The 23,576-nt window shown below is 74.7% G+C and carries 22 protein-coding genes; 13 read left to right on the forward strand and 9 right to left on the reverse strand.

The features are described 5' to 3' along the window. Positions 1-90 precede the first annotated feature (90 nt). Positions 91-882 (forward strand): phytanoyl-CoA dioxygenase family protein, encoded by a 792-nt coding sequence (locus I003_RS0108795; protein ID WP_027771190.1) that lies wholly within the window; start codon positions 91-93, stop codon positions 880-882. On the opposite strand, the gene thrS is transcribed toward I003_RS0108795, so the two are convergent. Together thrS and I003_RS0108805 are read right to left on the reverse strand one after the other, a co-directional pair. After that, positions 883-2,142, reverse strand: coding sequence for a threonine--tRNA ligase (gene thrS / locus I003_RS0108800; RefSeq protein ID WP_027771191.1), 1,260 nt, complete (start codon positions 2,140-2,142; stop codon positions 883-885). Positions 2,143-2,303: 161 nt separating this feature from the next. Then, on the reverse strand, positions 2,304-3,374 hold the full coding sequence (locus I003_RS0108805) for a helix-turn-helix domain-containing protein (RefSeq protein WP_486584142.1): 1,071 nt from the start codon (positions 3,372-3,374) through the stop codon (positions 2,304-2,306). Positions 3,375-3,468: 94 nt separating this feature from the next. Between I003_RS0108805 and I003_RS0108810 the strand changes: the two genes are divergently transcribed. Beyond that, positions 3,469-3,870, forward strand: a complete 402-nt coding sequence (locus tag I003_RS0108810; protein ID WP_027771193.1) for a cupin domain-containing protein — start codon at positions 3,469-3,471, stop codon at positions 3,868-3,870. 21 nt (positions 3,871-3,891) lie between these two features. Here the strand turns inward: I003_RS0108810 and I003_RS0108815 are convergent, their stop codons facing one another. Beyond that, entirely contained in the window at positions 3,892-4,503 is a 612-nt protein-coding gene (locus I003_RS0108815; RefSeq protein WP_027771194.1) for a TIGR03086 family metal-binding protein, read from the reverse strand. A gap of 64 nt (positions 4,504-4,567) precedes the next feature. Between I003_RS0108815 and I003_RS0108820 the strand changes: the two genes are divergently transcribed. Then, positions 4,568-5,377 (forward strand): helix-turn-helix domain-containing protein, encoded by an 810-nt coding sequence (locus I003_RS0108820; protein WP_027771195.1) that lies wholly within the window; start codon positions 4,568-4,570, stop codon positions 5,375-5,377. Positions 5,378-5,560: 183 nt separating this feature from the next. Here I003_RS0108820 and I003_RS0108825 read toward each other — a convergent pair whose 3' ends face one another. The 3 genes from I003_RS0108825 to I003_RS0108835 all read right to left on the reverse strand — a co-directional run bounded on the left by I003_RS0108825 (position 5,561) and on the right by I003_RS0108835 (position 8,144). After that, positions 5,561-6,157 (reverse strand): TIGR03086 family metal-binding protein, encoded by a 597-nt coding sequence (locus I003_RS0108825; protein WP_027771196.1) that lies wholly within the window; start codon positions 6,155-6,157, stop codon positions 5,561-5,563. Continuing rightward, on the reverse strand, positions 6,154-7,164 hold the full coding sequence (locus I003_RS0108830; protein ID WP_027771197.1) for a sigma-70 family RNA polymerase sigma factor: 1,011 nt from the start codon (positions 7,162-7,164) through the stop codon (positions 6,154-6,156). Before I003_RS0108830 ends, I003_RS0108825 begins: the two co-directional genes overlap by 4 nt. A gap of 146 nt (positions 7,165-7,310) precedes the next feature. Then, on the reverse strand, positions 7,311-8,144 hold the full coding sequence (locus tag I003_RS0108835; protein WP_027771198.1) for an NAD(P)H-binding protein: 834 nt from the start codon (positions 8,142-8,144) through the stop codon (positions 7,311-7,313). A gap of 310 nt (positions 8,145-8,454) precedes the next feature. Here I003_RS0108835 and I003_RS0108840 point away from each other — a divergent pair, with 310 nt between their 5' ends. The 6 genes from I003_RS0108840 (at position 8,455) to I003_RS0108865 (ending at position 15,336) form a co-directional block, all read left to right on the forward strand. Then, complete coding sequence (locus I003_RS0108840; RefSeq protein WP_027771199.1) at positions 8,455-9,204, forward strand: SDR family NAD(P)-dependent oxidoreductase; 750 nt, start codon at positions 8,455-8,457, stop codon at positions 9,202-9,204. Positions 9,205-9,312: 108 nt separating this feature from the next. Beyond that, complete coding sequence (locus tag I003_RS0108845; protein ID WP_027771200.1) at positions 9,313-11,232, forward strand: glycoside hydrolase family 15 protein; 1,920 nt, start codon at positions 9,313-9,315, stop codon at positions 11,230-11,232. Beyond that, positions 11,225-11,836, forward strand: coding sequence for a histidine phosphatase family protein (locus tag I003_RS0108850; protein WP_027771201.1), 612 nt, complete (start codon positions 11,225-11,227; stop codon positions 11,834-11,836). The genes I003_RS0108845 and I003_RS0108850 overlap by 8 nt, the downstream gene beginning before the upstream one ends. Positions 11,837-12,000: 164 nt before the next feature. Then, a complete protein-coding gene (locus tag I003_RS0108855; protein WP_027771202.1) occupies positions 12,001-12,915 on the forward strand; it encodes a hypothetical protein in 915 nt (304 codons plus the stop codon). A gap of 134 nt (positions 12,916-13,049) precedes the next feature. Beyond that, complete coding sequence (locus tag I003_RS0108860) at positions 13,050-13,733, forward strand: DUF3558 domain-containing protein (RefSeq protein WP_027771203.1); 684 nt, start codon at positions 13,050-13,052, stop codon at positions 13,731-13,733. A gap of 124 nt (positions 13,734-13,857) precedes the next feature. After that, entirely contained in the window at positions 13,858-15,336 is a 1,479-nt protein-coding gene (locus tag I003_RS0108865) for a DUF2637 domain-containing protein (protein WP_027771204.1), read from the forward strand. 57 nt (positions 15,337-15,393) lie between these two features. On the opposite strand, the gene lysS is transcribed toward I003_RS0108865, so the two are convergent. Next, on the reverse strand, positions 15,394-17,115 hold the full coding sequence (gene lysS, locus I003_RS0108870; RefSeq protein WP_027771205.1) for a lysine--tRNA ligase: 1,722 nt from the start codon (positions 17,113-17,115) through the stop codon (positions 15,394-15,396). 131 nt (positions 17,116-17,246) lie between these two features. Here lysS and argS point away from each other — a divergent pair, with 131 nt between their 5' ends. Together argS and I003_RS0108880 are read left to right on the forward strand one after the other, a co-directional pair. After that, on the forward strand, positions 17,247-19,028 hold the full coding sequence (gene argS / locus I003_RS0108875; RefSeq protein ID WP_027771206.1) for an arginine--tRNA ligase: 1,782 nt from the start codon (positions 17,247-17,249) through the stop codon (positions 19,026-19,028). A gap of 253 nt (positions 19,029-19,281) precedes the next feature. Continuing rightward, a complete protein-coding gene (locus I003_RS0108880; protein ID WP_027771207.1) occupies positions 19,282-20,124 on the forward strand; it encodes an alpha/beta fold hydrolase in 843 nt (280 codons plus the stop codon). Between the two features lie 24 nt (positions 20,125-20,148). Here the strand turns inward: I003_RS0108880 and I003_RS0108885 are convergent, their stop codons facing one another. Together I003_RS0108885 and I003_RS0108890 are read right to left on the reverse strand one after the other, a co-directional pair. Then, entirely contained in the window at positions 20,149-21,081 is a 933-nt protein-coding gene (locus I003_RS0108885; RefSeq protein WP_027771208.1) for a DUF6924 domain-containing protein, read from the reverse strand. Between the two features lie 84 nt (positions 21,082-21,165). Continuing rightward, entirely contained in the window at positions 21,166-21,780 is a 615-nt protein-coding gene (locus tag I003_RS0108890; protein ID WP_027771209.1) for a helix-turn-helix domain-containing protein, read from the reverse strand. A 55-nt stretch (positions 21,781-21,835) separates the two neighbouring features. Between I003_RS0108890 and I003_RS0108895 the strand changes: the two genes are divergently transcribed. After that, positions 21,836-22,885 (forward strand): NAD(P)/FAD-dependent oxidoreductase, encoded by a 1,050-nt coding sequence (locus I003_RS0108895; protein WP_037720400.1) that lies wholly within the window; start codon positions 21,836-21,838, stop codon positions 22,883-22,885. 29 nt (positions 22,886-22,914) lie between these two features. Next, positions 22,915-23,565, forward strand: a complete 651-nt coding sequence (locus I003_RS0108900; protein WP_027771211.1) for a class I SAM-dependent methyltransferase — start codon at positions 22,915-22,917, stop codon at positions 23,563-23,565. Positions 23,566-23,576: the final 11 nt, after the last annotated feature.

Consider the following 23,576-nt stretch of genomic DNA (forward strand, 5'->3'; position numbering starts at 1 on the left):
TCCCGGCCCGCACCGGCGCCGGGCCGCGGGTCCGGCGGGGAAGGTGGCGGGCCTCTGGTCCCGGGCTGCCCTCGCGGTCATCCTGGGGTGATGGTCACCTCCAACGGCTACGTCCTGGACGAGTCCCCCCGCCGCCTCGGTGAGCTGTCCCCCGTGCCGGACAGCGAGCGGGAGGACCGCGAGGCGCTGTGGGAGCGGCTGCGGCGGGAGGGGTATCTGTGGCTGCGGGGGGCGCTCGCCCCCGACGCAGTACGGGACTTCCGCCGCTACTACTTCGCGCACGTCGACCCCGAGCTGCCCCGCGGGGAGCAGCGTGCGGCGCTCTTCGGGCAGGTGGTGCCGGGGCCGGAGTACGCGGCGTTCTGCGCGCAGCCCGCGGTACGGGACTGGTACGCCTGGTTCCTCGGCGGCGAGACGTTTCTGCACCGGCGCAGGATCCTGCGCCACACCCGGCCCGGCGAGGCCGGCGTCGGTACCGCCACGCAGGCGCACTACGACCTCGTCTACCTCCGCGAAGGCACGGACCGGGTGCTCAGCTCGTGGATCCCCCTCGGCGACTGCCCGGTGGAGCTGGGCGGGCTGGTGTATCTGGAGCGCAGTCACGTGCGGGTCCTCGCGGAGGAGGCGGCGGGCACGCTGAAGCGCCCGGCCGCCTCGCTCACCGCCGACCTGCCCGCGCTGGCCGAGGAGTACGAGGCGCGGTGGCTCCTCGCGGACTACAGGGCCGGCGACATGGTCGTGCACTCGGCGCACATGGTGCACGCGTCACTGGACAACACCGCGGCCACGTACCGGCTGTCCACCGACATCCGCTACCAGCGCGCCGACCAGCCCATCGACTGGCGCTGGCAGGAGCACTGGCACGACCTCGACGGGCTCTGATCAGCGCGCGGCCGGTTCCCCGGCCGGCCACAGCTCCGGGCGCCGCGCCGCCACCGCGGCGGCCATCCGCGTCACCGCCTCCGCCGCCGGCAGCGGCCCGATCCGGCTTCCGTCGCGCAGCCGCACCGCCACCGCACCGCCGGAAGCCTCCCGCCTCCCGACCACCAGGTGGTACGGGGCCAGCCGCCCGGCCCGTACCCGCGCGCCCAGGGTGCCCCGCTCCGGCCCCGCGAGCTCCGCCCGCAGCCCCGCGTCGAGACACCGACGCAGCAGCGCCTCCGCCGGCGCCGCCTCGGCCTCGCCCACCGGCAGCACCAGCGCCTGCACCGGCGCCAGCCACGGCGGGAACGCGCCCTGGTGCACCTCGACGAGCTGCGCCACCGCCCGCTCCGCGCTGCCGACGACCGAGCGGTGCACCATCACGGGGGTGTGCCGCGCCCCGTCCGCGCCCACGTACGCGAGGCCGAAGCGTGCCGGCTGGTGGAAGTCGACCTGCACGGTGGACAGGGTCGCCTCGCGGCCCGCGGCGTCGAGCACCTGCACGTCGATCTTCGGCCCGTAGAACGCCGCCTCGCCCTCCTCCGCCTCGTACGCGATCCCCGCGGCGGCGAGCGCCTGCTCCAGCAGCGCCCCGGCGCGCCGCCACAGCCCGGGGTCGCGCACGTACGTGGCGCCGGCGCCCGGCAGCGCCAGCCGGTGGCGGGCGGCGTCCAGGCCCATCGCCGCGTACGCCTCGCGGATCAGCCGCAGCGCCGCCAGCGCCTCGCCGGCGACCTGCTCCAGGGTGCAGAAGACGTGCGCGTCGTTGAGCTGGGTGGCGCGGACGCGGGTGAGGCCGCCGAGGACGCCGGACAGCTCGGCGCGGTACATGCCGCCCAGCTCGGCGACGCGCAGCGGCAGTTCGCGGTAGCTGCGTGCGCGGGAGCGGTAGATGAGGGCGTGGTGGGGACAGAGACTGGGACGGAGCACGACTTCCTCACCGGCTGCGCGGCCGTCGGGGCCGCCGCCGAGGCGCATGGGCGGGAACATGTCGTCGCGGTAGTGCTCCCAGTGGCCGGACAGCTCGTACAGCTCGCGCTTGCCGAGCACGGGTGAGTAGACGCGCCGGTAGCCGGCGCGGCGCTCGACGTCGGCGACGTACTCCTCCAGAGCCTGCCGGACGGCGGCGCCGGCGGGCAGCCAGTAGGGGAGTCCGGCGCCGATGAGGGGGTCGGTGCCGAAGAGGCCGAGTTCGCGGCCGAGACGGCGGTGGTCTTTCACGGTGGGGCTCCTCGCGGGTGGTCGGGGCGGTGGCCGCCCGCGGGAGTCGTGCACGCCGAAGCCCCGGGGCGATCGCCCCGGGGCTTGGCTGGGTCGTGGGTCAGCGCGCCGGGACGGTGTCCGGCGTCGTCGTCTGCACAGCGCGCTTCATGCGGAGGAGGCTAGCAGGGGCCGGGCGCGGTCCCCGACCCGTTTTCGGGTACGGGTACGGGCCCGTCGCCGGCGCCGGGGGGCGCGGCGGGCGCCGGGCCGAAGCGGGCCCGGTACGCCGACGGGCTCAGCCCCGTACGCCGCCGCACCTGCGTCCGCAGGTTCGCCGCCGTGCCCAGCCCGCTCGTCCGCGCCACCACCTCCAGCCGGTGCTCCCCGCGCTCGATCAGCCGGCACGCCAGCGCCACCCGCTCCCCCGTCAGCCACGCCAGCGGCGTGGTGCCCAGCTCGCGGACGAAGCGCCGGTGCAGCGTGGCGGGGCTGACGGCGGCGTACCCGGCCAGGTCGGCGACGGTCAGCGGCCGGTCGAGCCGCTCGGCCGCCCAGGCGAGCAGCGGGGCGAGCGAGGCGTCCGGCACCGCCGGCACCGGGCGCTCGATGAACTGCCGCTGTCCGCCGTCGCGGTGGGCGGCGAAGACGAGCCGGCGGCTGACGTGGTTGGCCACCTCGGCGCCGTGGTCGCGGCGGATCAGGTGCAGCCCCAGATCCAGGGCGGCGGCGCTGCCGGCGGCGGTGAGCACATCGCCGTCGTCGACGAAGAGCACGTCGCGCCGGACCCGTACCGCCGGGTGGCGGGCGGCGAACCGGTCTGCCCAGCGCCAGTGGATCGCCGCCGGCCGGCCGTCGAGCACGCCCGCGGCGGCCAGGGCGTACGCGCCGGTGCAGAAGCTGACGAGCCGGGCACCGCGGTCGGCGGCGCGGCGGATGGCGGCGACGACGGGGGCGGTGGGCGGGGTGTTGTCGGGGCGGTTGGGGACGATCACGGTGTCCGCGGCGTCGGCGGCGGCCAGGCCGGGGACGCCGGAGAGCGTGAAGAAGCCGTCGTGCATGCGCACGCCGGGCGCGGGGGCGCAGAGCGTGAAGTCGTACCACTCGACGTCCAGCTCGGGGCGGCGCAGCCCGAACAGCTCGGTGGCGATGCCCATTTCGAAGGGGTTCGAGCCGGCGTCCACGAGCATGGCGACCCGGTGCGGACCGCGGGCCGTACTCCCGGGGCGAGGCTGCGAGGATCCTTGCGGCATGTGCGATTCGTAGCACTCCCGGCGTACGGCTGTCACGCGCAGGATGGGACCGTGATCGGGACGGCCCTCGTCCCGTGGCGAGGAGGAGTGAACCGTGACCAGTGAATCCGCCGAGCCCGTGGCCCTCCGCGACGCGCTGGAGCGCATCCGGGAGCCGTGGAGTCCGCACGTCGTCGCGCGGGTCAACGACTACGACGTCAAGCTCGCCCACGCCGACGGCGAGCACGTGTGGCACGTACACGAGCACACCGACGAGTTCTTCCTCGTCGTCGAGGGCGAGCTGCGCATCGGTCTGCGCGAGGCCGGCGGCGAGCGCACGGTCACGCTCCCCCGGGGGGCGGTGTTCACCGTGCCGCGCGGCGTCGAGCACCGCCCGGTGGCCGCGCCCGGCACGGCGATCATGATGTTCGAGCCGGCCGGCACGGTGAACGTCGGCGACCGCCACGAGACGGTGCCGGCGCACATCCCGTCGACGACCGGCTTCGAACTGGCCTAGACCCTGTCCGACACCCCGGGGTCAGGCGGCCGGGCGCCGCGGGTCGCGGCCCGTCGCGGCCAGCGCGCGGTCGAAGGCCGGGGCGTCCGGCGGTACGGGCACGGGGTCGGCGAAGCCGTCGTACTGCCGGTACATCTCGCCGTGGTCCTCCGCGACCCGCAGCACCAGCGCCGCCACCCCCGCGGATGCGCGGAACTCCTGCCCGGTCGCCCGCGCCACGTCCCAGCCGTGCACCGCCATCTCCTTGACGATCACCGCCGCCACCTCGGGCGCGGGCATCGCCAGGAAACCCAGGTCGACATCGCCCTCCCAGGCCGCGGGCACCGCCCAGGCGGCGAGGGCGCGGTCGAGCTGCGCGGCGTACGCCTCGGCCCACCCGGGGTCCGCGGCGAAGTCGCGCTTCGGCAGCTCCTCTGGGAGCCCGGTGCGGTGCGCCCGGTGCTCCAGGCCGTGGGAGGTGAAGCAGACCCAGTGGTTGACGAGGGCGCGTACGTCCCAGTCCGCGCAGGGCGTGGGGCCGGCCAACTGCTCCGCCCGCACGCCCCGGGCGACGCGCGCCGCCTCGGCGGCGCACTCCTTCATCAGCGCATACACGTCTGCGTTCTTGCTGTTCTTGCTGTTCTCGCTGCTCATACGGGCGAACGTACGGCGGGCGCCGGGCCCGGTCTTGAACAAACGCGACAGCTACGCTGCGCGTATGCACGACTCCGGATTCGACGACGCACACGGTGTCCTGCACCCAGCCGAGCACGCCCGGCTCGCCTCGCTCGACCGGCGCGGGCCGGGCGCGGCGCTGGCGCCGTTCGTCGAGTGGTACTGGCACGTGAGCTGGCGGCTGCCGGGGGCGGAGACGTACGACACGAAGGTGCTCACGCACCCGACCGTGCATCTGGTCTTCGAGGAGCCGGAGCCGCTGGTGTACGGGGTGCAGCGCGATCTGTTCGTGCGCCGGCTGGCGGGCGCCGGGCAGGTGCTCGGGGTGCGGTTCCGGCCCGGCGGCTTCCGGCCGCTGGCGCGGGGGCCGGTCGCGGAGCTGGCGGACCGGCGGGTGCCCGCGACGGAGCTGTTCGGGCCCGGGGTGGCGGAGGTGAGCCGGGCGGTGCTGGCGGCGGACGGGGCGGAGTCGATGTGTGCCCTCGCGGAGGACTTTCTCCGCCCGCTGCTGCCGGAGGCGCCGGAGCCGGCCGCCGAGGAGGCGGAGGCCGCGGTGGCCCGGATCACGGCGGAGCCGGGGCTGCTGCGGGTGGACCAGGTCGCCGTGGGGGCGGGGATGTCCGTACGGCGGCTGCAGCGGCTGTTCACGGAGTACGTCGGGGCGAGCCCGAAGTGGGTGCTGCGGCGGGCCCGGCTGCAGGAGGCGGCGGCGCGGGCGGACGCGGGCACGCCGCTGGACCTCGCGGCGCTGGCGGCGGACCTCGGCTACGCGGACCAGGCGCACCTGACGCGGGACTTCACCGCGACGGTGGGCGCCCCGCCGTCGCAGTACGCGCAGGGCACGCCGGACTGAAACCGCCCGCCCCGGGCCGCCGCGCCGGCGGACACCCGCTCGGAGGCGGGCGGACCCGCCGGGTCCGTGCCCGACGCCCTCCCGCGGGCGGCACGCCGCGCCCGCGCCGGCCCGTCACCGCCCCCGGGCAGCACGCCGCGTCCGGCGCCGTACGCCCCCGGCCGCCGCCCGTCCGCACGCCCCTCAGCCCGTCCAGTCCGGCCTGCGCCCCAGGTACGCCACCAGCCGCTCCCCCGGCTCCGCCCCCTCCCGCACCCACTGCACCGCCGCGAACCGCACCTGCCTGTCCTCCGCCGTCACGAACAGCGGTGCCAGCTCCAGCAGTTCCTCCGCCAGCGCCGCGGGCAACTGCTCCCGCTGCCCGCTGGCGCGGGCCAGGTCCCAGGCGTGCACGGCCACCTCCAGCGCGCCCGTGCACGTCACCACCGCCGCCGCCAGCGGCAGCCCGCCGACCGTCACCTGCTCCCGCCGCCGCACCACGGCCCATGCGCCGAGCAGCCGCCGGGCCCGGTCCCGTACCGCCCTGACCGGATCGGCGAGGCTGTACGCGGCCTGCGGCTTGAGGGCGATGTGGCCGGTGTCCGCGGCCTCGTTGAGCGCGGCCATGGAGTCGCCGACGTGCGCGAGGAGCTGCCCGAGGTCCCACTGGGCGCACGGCGTGGGCCGCCGGAGGTCGCCGGGGCCGACCCGGTGCAGTACGCCCATGGCGTACGTCACCGACCGCTCCAGCAGCGCCACGCCGCCGAGCAGCGCCGTGGGCGCGCTCCCGTCGGGCCTCATCGGCGCCCCCCGCCGGTCAGGACCGCCGGCAGGCCGGCGGTGGCGAACAGCGACGTGTCGAAGAAGCAGCCGACGTGCGAGATGCGGCGCCCGCCCGGCGCGACGGTCAGCACGTGCAGCGCGAACGGCCGGTAGACGTCCCGGTCGCCGTCCGTGCCGCGGGTGTAGAAGGCGTAGCCCGGCTGCCCGTTGAGGCCGACGGGCAGCAGCCGGGCGTCCCCGGGCGCGTACGGGCACTGCACGGTGACGAGCGTCGCCACCTGCTCCGGGCCGCGGAACCACTCGGGCACCGGCGGCATCTCCCAGATGACGTCCTCGGTGAAGAGGCGCACGATCTCCCGCACGTCCTTGGTCACGAACGCCTCGACGTAGCGGTCCAGCAGCTCGCGCTGTGCCGCGTCGGCCGGCTCGGCGACCGACTCCTCGCTCGGCGCGGCCTTCTCCACCTGTGCCCGGGCACGCTGCAGCGCGCTGTTCACGGATGCCGTCGACGTACCCAGCAGCTCGGCGACCTCCGCCGCCTTCAGGCGCAGCACGTCGCGCATCAGCAGCACCGCGCGCTGCCGCGGCGGCAGGTGCTGCAGGGCGGCGACGAACGCGAGCCGCACGGACTCCCGCGACCCGACGACCGCCGCCGGGTCCGCCCCCGCCGTCTCGACCAGCGCGTCCGGCACCGGCTCCAGCCACGGCACCTCGGGCCGCTCGGTGAGCTGCCCGGCCGGATCGTCCCCGGGCCCGCCCAGGCCGGTGGGCAGGGGGCGGCGCTGCCGCCGCTCCAGGGCGGTCAGGCAGGCGCGGGTGGCGATGGTGTGCAGCCAGGTGCGCAGTGAGGAGCGGCCCTCGAAGTTCCCGTACGACCGCCAGGCGCGCAGGTACGTCTCCTGCACCAGGTCCTCGGCGTCGTGGACGGAGCCGAGCATGCGGTAACAGTGCGCCAGCAGCTCGCGCCGGTAGGGGTCGGACAGCCGGAGGAAGTCCTCCTCGGCCGCCTTGTTCGCCGTAGCCATCGCGATCCGCCCTCTCTGGTCGCTTCCGCCGGACCCGCTGCGAGTACGGACTGCGCGAGGCACGAAAACTCATCGCGGTCCGCGCACGGGAGGTCACGCGTACGCATACGGGCCGGTGGGCGCGCGGGGAGGCGGAAGGGGAGTGCTCAGGCGGCGAAGGCGTCGGCGTGGGCCTGGGCCCACTGCTCGAACGTACGGGGCTCCCGTCCGGTGATGTCGTACACCGCCGGAAGCACCGGCGACTCGTCCAGCGCGCCGCCGCGGTAGAAGTCGAAGAAGGCGTCCACATACTCCCGCGGCATCGCCGCCGCCATCTCCGCGCGGGCGGTCACGTCGTCCAGCGGCTCGAAGCGCAGCGGCCGGTCCAGCACGTCGCCGAGGACGGCCACCTGCTCGCCGGGCAGCAGCGGCTCGGGGCCGGACAGCTCGTAGACCTTGCCCTCGTGGCCGTCGCCGAGGAGCGTGTCGGCGACGACCTCGCCCACGTCGTACGGGTCGATGCAGGCGACCGGCACATCGGCGAAGGGGCCGCGCACCACGTCGCCGGAGCGCAACTGGGGCAGCCAGCGCAGGGCGTTGGCGGTGAAGGCGCTGGGCCGGACGACGGTCCACGGGATGCCCGCCGCGCGGACGGCCTCCTCGGAGCGGACCATGTAGGCGGTGACGGCGTTGCCCAGGTCCCCGCTGGCGGCGGACCGTCCGGAGAGCAGCGCGACGCGGGTCACCCCGGCGCGCACGACCTGGGCGAGGAGACCGGGCATGTCGCGGTAGCCGGGCAGCAGGAAGACGCCGTCGACGCCGGAGAGGGGTCCGGCGAGGGACCCGGGGTCGTCGAGGTCGCCGGCCACGGCGGTGGCGCGCGGGGGCAGCCCGGAGAGCCGGCCGCCGCGGCTGAGCGCGCGGACCTCGGCGCCCTGCTCGGCCAGCGCCCTGACCACCTCGGACCCGACGTTGCCGCCCGCACCCGCAACGAGGTACATCCGGCGCTCCTTCCGGACCGTCGACCGCGCACCGCGCGGTTCCCAGGGTCACAGCCTCGCACGGCGGAGGCGCCGCTGTGCAGCCTGTCCCACGCCATGGACGGGTGCACGGACGGGATCGCGCCGCGCACCGGCGGGCGCGCGAAGGCAGCGGGCGGGCGCACCGGACCCGCCCGCGGGGACCGGCGCCGCGGAGCCGGGCGGCGGGTCAGGCGCCGCGGAGCCGGGCGTCGCCGGCGGGGCGGTGACGTACCGCGGCCCGGGGCCCCGCCCCGCCCGCACCCCCGCCGACCTGCCTATCCTGGGCCGTATGCCTACCGCAGTCGTCACCGGAGCGAGCAGCGGGATCGGCGCGGCCACGGCCCGCCAGCTCGCCGCCGCAGGTCTTCACGTCGTCCTCACCGCCCGCCGCAAGGACCGCATCGACGCGCTCGCCGCCGAGCTGACCGCCGAAGGGCACGCGGCCACGGCCTACGCCCTGGACGTCACCGACCGCGCCGCCGTGGACGCCTTCGCCGCCTCCCTCGAAAGCTGCGACGTGCTCGTCAACAACGCCGGCGGCGCGCTGGGCACCGAGCCGGTCGAGGCCGGCGACCCGGCCGACTGGCGGGCGATGTACGAGGTGAACGTCATCGGCACGCTCCACCTCACCCAGGCGCTGCTGCCGGCCCTCGTCGCCTCCGGGGACGGCACGGTCGTCCTCGTCACCTCGACGGCCGGCCACGCCGTGTACGAGGGCGGCGGAGGCTACGTCGCCGCGAAGTTCGCCGAGCACAGCATCGCCGCCACGCTGCGGCTGGAACTGAACGGCCGGCCCGTGCGGGTCATCGAGATCGCCCCCGGGATGACCCGCACCGAGGGCTTCGCGGTGACCCGGATGCGCGGCGACACGGAGAAGGCCGCCGCCGTGTACGCGGGCGTGAAGGAGCCGCTGACCGCGGAGGACGTCGCGGACACGATCACTTGGGCGGTGACCCGCCCGGCGCACGTGAACGTCGACCTGCTGGTCGTGCGCCCCCGCGCCCAGGCGGCGAACTACAAGGTGCACCGGGAGCCGTAAGCCCCTTCGGGGGCACGCGGCACCCGAATGGCCGCGCCGCGGCAGCAGCCGCGCGCGCGGGGCGGGAGAGTCGTCGTATCGCCGCCGCCAGGGGAAGGAAGTGCCGTCGTGACCCCGGGCCCGTACCCGCCGATCGCGGACCACGGCATCATCGGAGACCTGCAGACCGTCGCGCTGGTCTCCGCCGAAGGCGTGATCGACTGGCTGTGCGCGCCGCGCTTCGACTCCCCCAGCGTCTTCGGCGCACTCCTCGACGACCGGCGCGGCGGGCGCTTCGCGATCACCGCCGACGCCCCCGACGCCGTCGCACGGCAGCTCTACCTGTCGAGTACCGCCGTCCTCGTCACCCGCTTCCTGTCCCCCGAGGGCATCGGCGAGGTGATGGACTTCATGCCGGTGGAAAACCCGAAGAAGGCCACCGGCACCCACCGGGTGATCCGGATCGTACGGGCCCTGCGCGGCGGGATGCGCTTCACGCTCGACTGCAGCCCCCGCTTCGACTACGGCCGCGACCCCCACCGGCTCGAACTCGACGGCGGCACCGCCCGCTTCCGCTCCGCCACCGCCGACGGCCATCTCCAGCTCCTCTGCCCGGCCGGGGACCTGACCCGCGACGGCGACGATGTGAGCGCCGTGCTGGACCTGGCGCCGGGCCACTTCGCCGCCGTGGTGTTCACCGTGTGCGCCCCCGGCGCCGGGCCGCCGCCGGCCACGTACGAGCAGGACGTGCTCCGCGAGCTGAACAGGGTGCGGAGCTACTGGCACCGCTGGACCGCCCTCAGCACCTACCGGGGCCGCTGGCGCGAGGTGGTCACCCGGTCGGCGATCACGCTGAAGCTGCTCACGTACGCCCCCACCGGTGCCCCCGTGGCCGCCGCGACCACGGGGCTGCCCGAGCAGATCGGCGGCGAGCGCAACTGGGACTACCGCTACACGTGGATCCGCGACGCCTCCCTGTCCGTACGCGCCCTCCTCGACCTCGGCTACGTCGCCGAGGCGGAGTCCTACCGGAACTGGCTCAGCGAACTGCTCAGGGCCGCCCACACCGCGCGCACGGCCACCGGCACCGCGCAGGCCGCCGACGCCGCGGGCGGCGCCCCCCGCCGCACCGCCACCGGCGAGCCGCTGCAGACCCTGTACCGCGTCGACGGCGACCTCCGCCTGCCCGAGGAGACCCTGCCGCACTGGGAGGGCTACCGCGGCTCCGCCCCCGTCCGCATCGGCAACGCCGCCGCCGACCAGCTCCAGCTCGACATCTACGGCGAGGCCGTCTACGCCCTCGCCCAGGCCAGTCACACCGCGGGCCCCGCCGGCTACGACGCCTGGCGCTACCTCGCCGCCCTCCTCGACTGGCTCGCCGACCACTGGGACCGCCCGGACGAGGGCATCTGGGAGACCCGCGGCGGACGCAAGGACTTCACGTACAGCCGGCTGATGTGCTGGGTGGCCTTCGAGCGCGGCATCCGCATGGCCGCCGACCTCGCCCGCCCCGGCGACATCGCCCGCTGGACCGCCGCGCGCGACGCGGTCTTCGAGCAGGTGATGGAGCGCGGCTACAGCCCGCGGCGGCGGGCGTTCGTCCAGCACTACGACGAGGAGGTGCTCGACGCCTCGCTGCTGCTGATGCCGCACGTCGGCTTCGTCGCCCCGCGCGAGCCGCGCTGGCTGTCGACGCTGCGGGCGATGGAGAAGGAACTGGTCACCGACAGCCTCGTGCACCGCTACGACCCGTCCGCCTCCCCCGACGGGCTGCGCGGCAGCGAGGGCACGTTCTCGCTGTGCAGCTTCCTGTACGTCTCCGCCCTCGCCACCGCCGGGCACGTCGACCGGGCCCGCTACGCCTTCGACAAGATGCTCACATACGCCAACCACGTCGGCCTGTTCGCCGAGGAGATCGGCCCCACCGGCGAACAACTCGGCAACTTCCCCCAGGCGTTCACCCACCTCGCGCTCATCATGGCCGCGCTGAGTCTGGACGAGGCGCTGGACGCCGCGGAGAGAGAAGGAGGCACGGCCGCCCATGGGTGACCTGCTGCTCGTACGGCACGGCGAGACCGAGTGGAGCCGCGAAGGCCGCCACACGGGCCGTACGGACCTGCCGCTGACCGGCACCGGCGAGGACCAGGCCCGCGCGCTGGCCCCCCTGCTCGCCCGGCGCCGCATCGCGGCGGTGCTGTGCAGCCCGCTCCGGCGCGCGGTGCGCACCGCGGAGCTGGCGCTGCCCGGCGGGCGCGGCACGGTGCTGGAGCCGCGGCTGCAGGAGTGGGACTACGGCGGCTACGAGGGCCTGACCACCCCGGAGATCCACGCCCAGCGCCCCGGCTGGGACCTGTGGCACGACGGCGTGCCGACGGGTGACGCCGGCCACCCCGGCGAGACGCTGGCGGCCGTGGGGCACCGCTGCGACGAGGTGCTGGCCGTCGCCGACGCGGCGCGGAACGACACGGACGGCGACGTGCTGCTCGTCGCCCACGGGCACGTCCTGCGGGTCCTCACCGCCCGCCGGCTGGGCCAGCACCCGGCCGCCGGCGCGCTGTACCGGCTGGAGACGGCCACGCTGTCGGTCCTCGGCACGGAGCACGGCCGGCCCGTACTTCTGGGCTGGAACATCCCTGCCGGCAGCGCCGGATGACGCACACCTGTGCCACCGCCCGCGCCGATGCGACAAGATAAGCGGGTCAACCGTCTTACGGCGGTCACCCGACCGGGCGCACCGGCAGGACGTGCGATAAGAATGATGGTCGTCCGCCACGCGCGGGCGGCCCCATGTCCTGAAGTCGGAAGGAGCCTTCTCCCGTGCAGCGATGGGCATTCGCGCAGGCCGTCGCGACGGCCGCCGTGCTCGCGGTCGCGCTGGCCGGCTGCACCGGCTCCGACGAGGGCAGCGGCGCGGTCGAGAGCCAGTCCGGCGGGGCCGACGCCTCCCTGCCGGTGCCGTCGGGGAAGTACAGCTCGCTGCCCGAGCCGTGCACGGCACTGAGCACCGGCAAGCTGGGAGAGCTGCTGCCGGGCACGGTGGACGAGGAGAGCGACGAGGACGCCGAGGAGGCCCTTACGGGCCGGCCGGACCTCACGTACGACGCCGACCGGCAGGTGGGCTGCCGCTGGGAGCGGGAGACCACGGAGGGCGGCCACAAGCTGGAGCTGCAGTTCGAGCGGATCGTGTCGTACGACGACGAGATCAGCGACGACCAGCAGGCCGCGCAGATCTACGCGGAACGGGCAGAGGAGCACGACGTCGACGTGAGCAGCGACCGGCCGGACCTGCCCGACAAGACGGACACCGGCAACGGCACGGGGGAGAGCAGCCCGCAGAACGCCGGCGGGACGGACGGCTCGGAGAAGGGCGGCAAGAGCTCCGGGCGCCCCGCGAAGGGCGGCACGGACGAGAACACCGGCGCCGACGGCGGTCCCGACGGCGGCACGGACTCCGGCTCCGACTCCCCCGACGACGGCTCCAGCCCGTCCGAGACCATCGCCCCCCGCCCCCTCGACGACATCGGCGACGAGTCGTTCCTCGACGACAGGACCGGCGGCGCCGGCGCGGGCGTGCAGCGCGAGGTGACCGTGGTGTTCCGCACGTCGAACGTCGTGGTGACCGTCACGTATGACCAGTGGCACACCGCGGGGAGCGAGCCGCCGGACAGCGCTGAGCTGCAACAGCGCGCCCAGCAGGTGGCCGACCAGCTCGCCGACCAGCTCACGGACTGACGCCCGGGCCCTCCGGTCGCCCGTACGCCGTCGTCGGCGGCGGGTACGCTCGCAAACCGGCGCCCGCGAGGCGCCTGGCCCGGGGCGTCGTGCCCCCACCACGCGACGCCCGACGACCGAGTGATGAAGGACCCATGCACCGCTCTACGACCCGCATCCCCCGAGCCCTGGCCGCCGTGGCCGTGCCCGTGATACTCGTCACCGCCGGCTGTTCCTCCGGCGACGACGGCGGCGACAGCGGCAAGCCGGGCGGCGCCTCACCGTCCGCGGAGAGCAGCGAGCCGAAGATCGAGCCGGCGAAGTTCGCCGATCTGCCCGACCCCTGCGACGCCGTCGCGAAGGACACCGTCAAGGACCTGGTGCCGGGCGCGAAGAGCACCTCCGGCACGGCGGGCAAGTCCGCCGACACCGCCCAGCGCAGCAGTTGCTCCTGGACGGGCCTCGACGGCTACCAGTGGCGCTGGCTGGACATCTCCTACCAGCGCTACGACTCCGATCCCGCCGTCGGCAGCGGCGCCGACCGCGCCGCGGAGTACTACGGCAAGCAGGTCGCCGCCACCGAGGCCACCGAGGACGCCAAGGGCATGCAGTCCTCCGCGGCGTCCGGACTGGGCCAGAAGGCCATGGAGTTCACGTACGAGACGACCGAGGACAAGGAGGACTACCGCAAGCAGACGGTCGTCTCTCTGCACGAAAACGTCGTCGTCACCGTCAACTACCACGGCGCCGGCTTCCAGGGCTCGAAACAGCCGAAGGCCGCCGACCTGCTGAAGGACGCGAAGAAGGCGACCAAGGAGGCCCTCGCCGCGGTCAAGTGAGCGAACCTGCATACGCAGCCCCGTACAACCGTGCGAGGCTAGCGTGGCTCCGGGCCGGGCCCGGGGCGGCCGGTGATCGCCAGCGGAGAGGGAACGGCGCGTGGACAGGGCTCCTGCGATACGCATGAACCGGACGCACCGCATACTCATCACCGTCGTCGTCCTCGGCGCGGTGCTGATCGCGGCGATCGGCTTCGCCGGGTCCTACGCGGCCGTGCGCGACCTCGCCGAGAAGAAGGGCTTCGGCGACTTCGCGGTCTTCTTCCCCATCGGCATCGACGCCGGCATCGTGGTCCTGCTCGCCCTCGACCTGCTGCTGACCTGGATCCGCATCCCGTTCCCGCTGCTGCGGCAGGCGGCGTGGCTGCTGACGGCGGCGACGATCGCGTTCAACGGCGCGGCGGCGTGGCCCGACCCGCTGGGTGTCGGGATGCACGCGATCATCCCGGTGCTGTTCGTGGTGGCGGTGGAGGCCGCGCGGCACGCGATCGGCCGGATCGCGGACATCACCGCCGACAAGTACATGGAGGGCGTGCGCGTCTCGCGCTGGCTGCTGGCCTTCCCCTCCACGTTCCGGCTCTGGCGGCGGATGAAGCTCTGGGAGCTGCGGTCGTACGACGAGGTCATCCGCCTCGAACAGGACCGCATGGTCTACCGCGCCCGGCTGCGCGCCCGCTACGGCCGCGCCTGGCGGCGGAAGGCGCCCGTGGAGGCGGTCATGCCGCTGAAGCTGGCGAAGTACGGGGTGCCGCTGGCCGAGACGGCACACGCGGGCCTTGCGGCGGCGGGCATCGACGCCCCGCTGCGCCCGCAGACGGCGAAGGGCGAGCTGGCGCCGGGGCGGACGGCGCTGCGGGAGTACGCGGACGGGGCGGCGGGCGCCGGGACGGGGCCCGTACCGGTCGCGCAGTCCGCGGGCGCGGCACACACCGTGCAGACCGCACAGACAGTGCCGGCCGCGCAGACGGTGCCGGCCGCACAGACGGTGCCGGCCGCACAGACGGTGCCGGCCGCGCAGGAGGTACCTGCCGGGCAGAACGCACAGAGCGCGCAGGCCGCGCAGGCCGCCCCGCACCCGCAGGCCGCGCCGCACGCCCAGGCCGCGTACCCGGCCGCGGCAGCCGCCGCCCCGCAGGCCGAGCCGGCGCCGCCCGTCCCCGCCCCCGTACCGGAGGCCGGGCCGCTGCCCGCCCCCGAGCCGGCCGCGACGATCCCGGGCCCCGCGCCCCGCCGCGACCTGCGCGCCCCCGTCGCCGTCAACGGCCACCAGCGGTCCGCGCCGCAGCCGCCGTCCTTCGTCGCCCCGCCGGCCCAAGAGCCGGAGCCCGAGCCCGAACCGGCGCCCCAGCCCGTCGCCGACGACGACCTCTCCGAGGTCGTCGGGCTGCCGGAAGGCGTGCCCTACGACGACGCGCTCTTCGGCTTCTACCGCCAGTTCGTGCTGGACGAGGGCCGCTTCCCCGCCCCGCGCTCGTTCGGCCGCTATCTGCGCGACGTCCACGGCGTGCAGTACGCCGACGGCAGGGCGCTCAGCGAGCGCTACCTGCGCACGTACCTCCCCGAGCTGCGCGAGCGCTACAACCAGGGCATGGGCACCGCCTGACCGGCCCGCGCCGCGGGCCGGCCGCGGCGCGTTCCGTCCCCGGCCGCAGGGGGGCGCTCAGGCCCCGCCCAGCAGCTCCCGCACCCGCTCCTGCCCCACCGCCAGCAGCAGCGTGGGCAGCCGCGGCCCCGTGTCCCGGCCCACCAGCAGCCGGTACAGCAGCGCGAAGAACGCGCGCTGCTCCGCCTTCAGCTCCGGCGTCGGCTTCGCGTCCGCGGGCAGCCCGGCGCGCAGCTTCGGCACCCCGTAGAGCAGCGTCGTCAGCCCGTCCAGCGACCAGTGCTCGTCGAGCCCGGCCAGCAGCAGCCGCAGCAGCTCCCGCTCGTCCGCGTCCAGCGACGCCAGCAGTTCCGCGTCCGGGTCCTTGCGTACCTGGGTGCGCTGGTCGGCCGGGACCTGCGTGGTGATCCACCGCTCCGCCTTGTCCAGCCGCGGCCGTACCTCGTCGAGCGAGGTCAGCGGGCGCTCCGGGTCGGCCTCGGCGAGGATCCGCAGCGTCTGCTCGTCGTCGCCGGCGGTGACGTCGGTCACGGAGGCGAGCATGCGGTACGGCAGCGGACGCGGCGTCGCCGGCAGCGGGCCGGCGGCGGTGCTCGCGGCGCGCTCGTACCCCGCGACGTCCCCCGGCTGCGCCGTGCCGGCCCCGACCTTGCGGACGAGGGCGTCCCACTCGTCGTACGTCCGCTGGATCTCCTGGTCGAAGGCGACCTTGAACGACTGGTTCGGCCGCCGCCGCGCGTACAGCCAGCGCAGCACCATCGGCTCCATGATCTCCAGCGCATCGGCGGGCGTCGGCACGCCGCCCTTGGACGACGACATCTTCGCCATGCCGCTGATGCCCACGAACGCGTACATCGGGCCGATGGGCCGCTGCCAGCCGAAGATGCCGACGAGCTTGCCGCCGACGTTCCAGGACGAGCCGGGCGAGTGGTGGTCGACGCCGGAGGGCTCGAAGACCACGCCCTCGTACGCCCAGCGCATCGGCCAGTCGACCTTCCACACCAGCTTGCCGCGGTCGAACTCCGCGAGCCGCACGGTCTCGGAGTGGCCGCAGGCGCAGGTGTAGGTCAGCTCGGTGCTCTCGTCGTCGTACGCGGTGACCGTCGTCAGGTCGCGCCCGCAGACCGCGCAGTACGGCTTGTACGGGTAGTACTCGCCGCCGGCCGTCAGGCCGTCGTCCTCGTCGGCGGCACCGGAGCCCTCGGCCGCGGCCAGCTCCGCCTCGTCCACCGGCTTCTGCTGCTTCTTCTGCGGCTTGGGCTTCGTGCGGAACTCGGCGAGGACCGCGTCGATGTCGCGGCGGTGCCGCATCGCGAAGAGGATCTGCTCGCGGTACGCGCCCGAGGTGTACATCTCCGTCTGGCTGATGCCGCGGTACGTCACGCCCAGCTCGGCGAGGGCGCCCTCCATCGCCGCCCTGAAGTGCGCGGCCCAGTGGGGGTGCGGGCTGCCCTTGGGCGCGGGCACGGAGGTCAGCGGCTTGCCGATGTGCTCCGCCCAGGAGTCGTCGACGCCCTCGACGCCGAAGGGCACCTTGCGGAAGCGGTCGTAGTCGTCCCAGGAGATCAGGTGCTCGCAGGGGACACCGCGGCGGCGGATCTCGTCGGCCACCAGGTGCGGGGTCATCACCTCGCGCAGGTTGCCCAGGTGGATCGGGCCGGAGGGGGACAGGCCGGAGGCGCAGACCACCGGTTTGCCGGGGGCACGACGCTCCGCCTCGGCGATGACCTCGTCGGCGAAACGGGAGACCCAGTCGGCGGCCTCGGCGGTGGCACCCACAGTCCAGACTTCCTCTCTCTGCGCGTCTCAGCGGCGCTTGCGCGGCCATTCTCCCAAAGAAATTCGCTTGGCCCTGCATGGGATACTGAGGGCTCCTCCCAGTCCTCCGTCAGGAAGCGGCGATCACGACCATGGCCTCAGTCCCGTCCCTCGCCACCCAGGTCCGGCAGCGCGTCACGGACGCCCTTGCGGCGGCACTGCCGCAGGAGGCCGCCGCGGATCCCCTGCTGCGACGCAGCGACCGGGCGGACTTCCAGGCCAACGGGATGCTGGCGCTGGCCAAGCGGCTGAAGACCAACCCGCGGGACCTGGCCGGCCAGGTCGCCACGCGGGTCGACACGGGCGACGTGCTCACGGAGATCGAGGTCTCCGGCCCCGGCTTCCTCAACATCACCGTGACGGACGCGGCGATCACCTCGAACCTCGCCGCCCGCGCCGCGGACGACCGCCTCGGCGTGCCGTACGCGGACGACCCCGGCACCACCGTCATCGACTACGCCCAGCCGAACGTCGCGAAGGAGATGCACGTCGGGCATCTGCGCTCGGCGGTCATCGGCGACTCCCTCGTCCGCATGCTGGAATTCACCGGCGAGAACGTGATCCGGCGCCACCACATCGGCGACTGGGGCACGCAGTTCGGCATGCTCATCCAGTATCTCGACGAGCACCCGCACGAGCTGGACCACGACGGCGCGGACGGCGCCGCCGCCTCCGGCGAAGAGGCCGCCTCGAACCTCAACAGGCTCTACAAGGCCGCCCGCGCCGTCTTCGACACCGACGACGGCTTCAAGGAGCGGGCCCGGCGCCGGGTCGTCGCGCTGCAGTCGGGCGACCCGGAGACGCGGGCGCTGTGGCAGCGGTTCGTCGACGAGTCGAAGCTGTACTTCTTCTCCGTCTTCGACAAGCTCGACATGGAGATCAGGGACGCCGACATCGTCGGCGAGTCCGGCTACAACGACATGCTGGACGAGACCTGCGCCATGCTGGCGGAGGCCGGCGTCGCGGTCGAATCCGAGGGCGCGCTGTGCGTCTTCTTCGACGACATCAAGGGCCAGGACGGCCAGCCGGTCCCACTGATCGTGCGCAAGTCCGACGGCGGCTACGGCTACGCGGCCACCGACCTGTCCGCGATCCGCGACCGGGTGTTCAACCTCAAGGCGCAGACGCTGATCTACGTCGTGGACCACCGGCAGTCGCTGCACTTCCGGATGGTCTTCGAGACGGCCCGCCGGATGGGCTGGATCGACGGCCGCGTGACGGCGATGCAGCTCGCCTTCGGCACGGTCCTGGGCAAGGACGGCAAGCCGTTCAAGACCCGGGCCGGCACGACCGTACGGCTGGAGGACCTGCTCGACGAGGCCATCGACCGGGCGTCGTCGGTCGTCCGGGAGAAGGCCGACACGGCGGTGCCGCCGCTGACGGAGGAGGAGATCGCGGAGCGCGGGGCGCAGGTGGGCATCGGCGCGGTCAAGTACGCCGACCTGTCCACCTCGGCGGCCCGCGACTACAAGTTCGACCTGGACCAGATGGTGTCCCTGCACGGCGACACCTCGGTCTACCTCCAGTACGCGTACGCCCGCATCCGCTCCATTCTCCGCCGCGCCGGCGACACCGCCCACCCGGCGGCCCACCCGGAGCTGTCGCTGGAGGCGGCGGAGCGGGCGCTGGGGCTGCACGTGGACGGCTTCGCGGCGGTGGTCGCGGAGGCGGCGGAGGAGTACGCACCGCACAAGATCGCGGCGTACCTCTACCAGCTCGCGTCCCTCTTCACGACCTTCTACGAGCACTGCCCGGTCCTGAAGGCGGACAGCCCCGCCCAGGTGGAGAACCGCCTGCTCCTCTCCGATCTGACGGCCCGGACCCTGCACACGGGCATGGCCCTCCTCGGCATCCGCACCCCCGAACGCCTCTGACGGGGGCCGAAGGCGCGACGAACCCGCTGAAAGCAGCAGGTGAGTGCAGACTAGGCGCATGTCAGTGACACACACCGGCGAGAACCTGCACCGGCTCCGCGTGGGCCGTTACCGCGTCTGGTACGAGAGCTAGGACGAGGTGGTGGAGATCGCCGTCTTCCACCTCGGCCGGGCCGGCGGCTGAAGCAACGAGCCGAGCACACGGCGAGCCGGCCTGCGGTGGCCGGGGAACCGCTCGCGTACGCTGATCGTCATGAGCGCCTGGGAGTTGACGCGGACCTTCGCCGGTCCCGCCGGAGAGGTCCGCTGGGACCGGCTCGGTCCGGACGGGAGCGGCGGTGCGCGGCCCGTGGTGCTGCTGCACGGCACGCCGTGGTCGTCGTACACCTGGCGCGCCGTCGCCCGCGCGCTCGCCCGCGGGCGCGCGGTCTACGCCTGGGACATGCCCGGCTACGGGCAGTCGGAGAAGCGCGACGGGCAGGACGTCTCACTCGACGCGCAGGGGCGGACCTTCGTCCACCTGCTCGATCACTGGCGGCTGGACGAGCCGCTGGTCGTCGCGCACGACTTCGGCGGGGCCGTCGCGCTGCGCGCGCACCTGCTGCACGGCGCCGCCTACCGGGCGCTGGCCCTGGTCGACCCCGTCGCCCTCGCCCCCTGGGGATCGCCGTTCTTCCGGCTCGTACGGGACAACGCGCCCGTCTTCGAGCAGCTCCCGGCCGCGCTGCACACCGCGCTGGTCCGCGCGTACATCGGCACCACCGGCGGCCCCGGACTCCACCCGGCCGTCCTCGACGCGCTCGTCGCACCGTGGACGGACGACGCCGGACGGCCCGCTTTCTACCGCCAGATCGCCCAGGCCGACCAGCGCTACACCGACGAGATCCAGCCCCACTACGGCGGGATCGACCTGCCCACGCTCGTCTGCTGGGGCACGGACGACACCTGGATCCCCGTCGCCAAGGCGCACGAGCTGGCCGGTCTCGTGCCCGGCGCACGACTGGAGCTGTTCGAGGGCGCGGGGCACCTCGTCCAGGAAGACGCACCGGCCGAACTGACGGCCGTTCTGCAGACGTTCCTCACCGAGCAGTCCTAGCGCCGGCCCGGCTCCCGCGGGCGTCTACGCCTCCTCCCACCACGGCCGCACGCCCGCCACGGAGACGAAATCGTGGAAGTCCATGTTGGCGATCTCCAGGTTGCAGACCATCGACCCGGCCACGTGGCACGGCAGGACGGCGACGTTGCCGGGGGTGTCGTAGAGGTCGACGGCGGCCAGCGGCCGGTCCGCCCCGGCGAAGGTCCCGGCGTCGGCGAGCGCGACGAGCACGGCGTGCTCCTCGGGGGGTACCAGCGCGGGGACGCTGCCGGGCGGCAGGTCCTCGTAGACGGGGTCGTCCACGACCAGGGCCGTCAGAGGGTAGCGGTCCGGATCGATGTCGTCCGGGTCGATGTCGGCACCGACCCAGCCCTCCTCGTCGGTGCCGCCCAGCTCGTCGAGCAGAGCGCGCCAGCCCTCGTCGTCCTCGAACGAGGTGCGGACCAGCAGGGCGCCGTCGGTGGCGGGCAGCGCGGGGAAGTCCCGCCGGGGTCGTGTCGTCGGCAGGGGGAAGGCCCGGCGGCCGGCGGGGCCCCGGTAGGTGCCGCGCAGGTCCGTCTCGCGGATCAGGTCGTCGAAGACGAGCGCCCCGTCGAACAGGGCGGCCAGGACCTCGCCGAGCCGCTCCGGCGCGACCCGGACCCCGCGCCCGGGTATCGCCACCAGGTCCACCAGCAGCGGCTCACCGCCGTACACCGCGGCGAGGTCCACGAGGACGACGACGGGGGCTGCCGATCCGCCGTCGGGGAGGAGCGCGGGCACGTTCCCGCCGTGCACGTGGTCCCACCCGGGGTCGGCGACGGGGCGCAGCCGCACCGGGCCGCCCTCGGGCACGTCCACCGTTGCCCGCCCGGCCCGGTCGACCAGCCCGCCCCAGCAGGGCTCGCCGTTCTCGTAGTAGGTACAGACCGCCAGCACGTCACCGGACGTGGTCCGGGGTAGCTCCGGGCAGGGCATGACTCCCCTTTCGCGAGATCGCCGCGGGATGCCCCGAAAACTATCGCGCAGGACTGACAGCGGCCGGCCCGGCCGACCCGCGTGCTAGGACGCCGACTTCGGGCGGGCGCGCAGGTGCGCGCGCTCGCCCTGGCCGCCGAAGAGGCTGAGGAACTCCACCGCCTCGTCGTCGGCCGCGCCGAACCAGTGCGGCACGCGGGTGTCGAACTCGGCCGCCTCGCCGGGTTCGAGGATCAGGTCGTGCTCGCCGAGCACGACGCGGAGCCGGCCGCTCATCACGTACATCCACTCGTAGCCCTCGTGGGTGCGCAGGTCCGGCTCCCGGCGCCCGCTGCCCGCGGGCAGGATCAGCTTGAACGCCTGGATGCCGGCTGCCCGGCGGGACAGCGGCAGCATCGTCATGCCGTTGCGGGTGACCGGCCGCAGGTGGATGCGGGGGTCGCCGGTGGGCGGGGCGTCGACGAGTTCGTCGAGGGTGACGCCGTGCGCACGGGCCAGCGGCAGCAGCAGCTCCAGCGTGGGGCGGCGGGTGCCGGACTCCAGCCGCGACAGGGTGCTCACCGAGATCCCGGTGGCCGCGGAGAGCTCGGCCAGCGTCGACTCACGGCGGCGGCGCAGCTCGCGCAGGCGAGGGCCGACGGCGTTGAGAGCGGTGTCGAGTTCCGCGTCCGGGTCGGGGGCGCTGTCGGTGTCGGCCATGCGCACAGTTTGCCATAACGGCAACAAGATTTGCGGTTCCGACCGGGCCGGCCGCATGGTCGCCGGCAGGGAGGTGGGCGACGTGACCGACAGGGCCGAACGAGCCGGGACGGGTGCCGGGCCGGCGGAGAGCTACGAGGTGGCGGTTATCGGCGGCGGTGCCGCGGGGCTGAGCGGGGCGCTGATGCTGGCCCGCTCCCGCCGCTCCGTGGTGGTGATCGACGCGGGTGCGCCGCGCAACGCCCCGGCCGACGGCGTGCACGTGCTGCTGGGCCGCGAGGGCATGCCGCCGGGCGAGCTGCTGGCGCGCGGGCGCGCGGAGGTGCGCGGGTACGGGGGCCACGTGGTGACCGGCGAGGTCACCGGGGTCGCCCGGGAGGCGGAGGACGGCCCCGGATCCCCGGACACCGAGGACGGGCCCGGGTTCGTCCTCGCCCTCGCCGGCGGCCGGTCCGTACGGGTCCGGCGGCTGCTCGTCACCACCGGACTCGTCGACGAGCTGCCCGCGGTCGACGGCCTGCGTGAGCGCTGGGGCCGGGACGTACTGCACTGCCCCTACTGCCACGGCTGGGAGGTCCGCGACCAGGCCATCGGCGTGCTGGCGACCGGGCCCATGGCCCTGCACCAAGCGCTGCTGTTCCGGCAGTTGAGCGCCGATGTCACGTACTTCGCGCACACCACGGAGCCTCCGGCCGGCGAGGACGCCGCGCAGTTGGACGCCCTCGGCGTGCGCGTCGTCACCGGCGAGGTCGCGGGCCTGGAGGTCACCGGGGACCGGCTCGCGGGCGTCCGTCTCGCGGACGGCACGGTGGTGCCCCGCCAGGCCCTCGCGGTGGCCTCCCGCATGGTGGCCCGCGGCGGGTTCCTGGACGGCCTGGGGCTGCGCCCCGTCGCGCACCCGTCCGGCATGGGTGAGCACATCCCCGCCGACGCCACCGGCCGCACCGGCGTGCCCGGCGTGTGGGTCGCCGGCAACGTCACCGACGTGACCGCCCAGGTCCACGCCGCCTCGTCGGCCGGCGCCATGGCCGGCGCGCAGATCAACGCCGACCTCGCCGCCGAGGACGCCCGCCGGGCGGTAGCCGCCCGCCGGGTCGGCGTGTGAGGTACGTACCGACCGAGAGGAATACGAGGATGACGAACGCGACGGAAGAGTTCGGCGAGGCGTACTGGGAGGAGAAGTACCGCGGCCGGGACGCGATCTGGAGCGGCCGGCCCAACCCCCAGCTCGTGACCGAGATCGCCGGCCTGCCGCCGGGCACCGCCCTGGAGGCCGGCTGCGGCGAGGGCGGCGACGCCCTCTGGCTCGCCGAACGCGGCTGGCGGGTGACGGCGGTGGACATCTCCGCCACCGCGCTGGACCGGGCCCGCGCGCACGCCGAGACGCGCGGCGCGGAGGTCGCCGGCCGCATCACGTGGGTGCGGGCCGACCTGACCGACTCCACGCCGGACGGCGCCCCCTTCGACCTCGTCACCACGCACTACGTGCACACGACGGCCTCCCGCGCGGCACTCTTCGGCCGCCTCGCGGGAGCGGTGGCGGCGGGCGGCACCCTGCTCGTCGTCGGCCACCACGAGACGGACCCCCGCGCGGCACACATCGCCGAGGCCCACCCGGGGGTGCACTTCACCGCGGAGGACGTGGCCGCGGACCTGGCACCGGCGGACTGGGAGATCGTCGTGGCGGAGGTCCGGACGCGGCGGGCACCCGTGGGCCACGAGCCCCATGACGGCGGCGAGCCCGCCGACCACCACGACGCCGTCCTGCGCGCGCGCAGGCGCTGACACGGTGTCGT

Source organism: Streptomyces sp. CNQ329 (genome assembly GCF_000482585.1).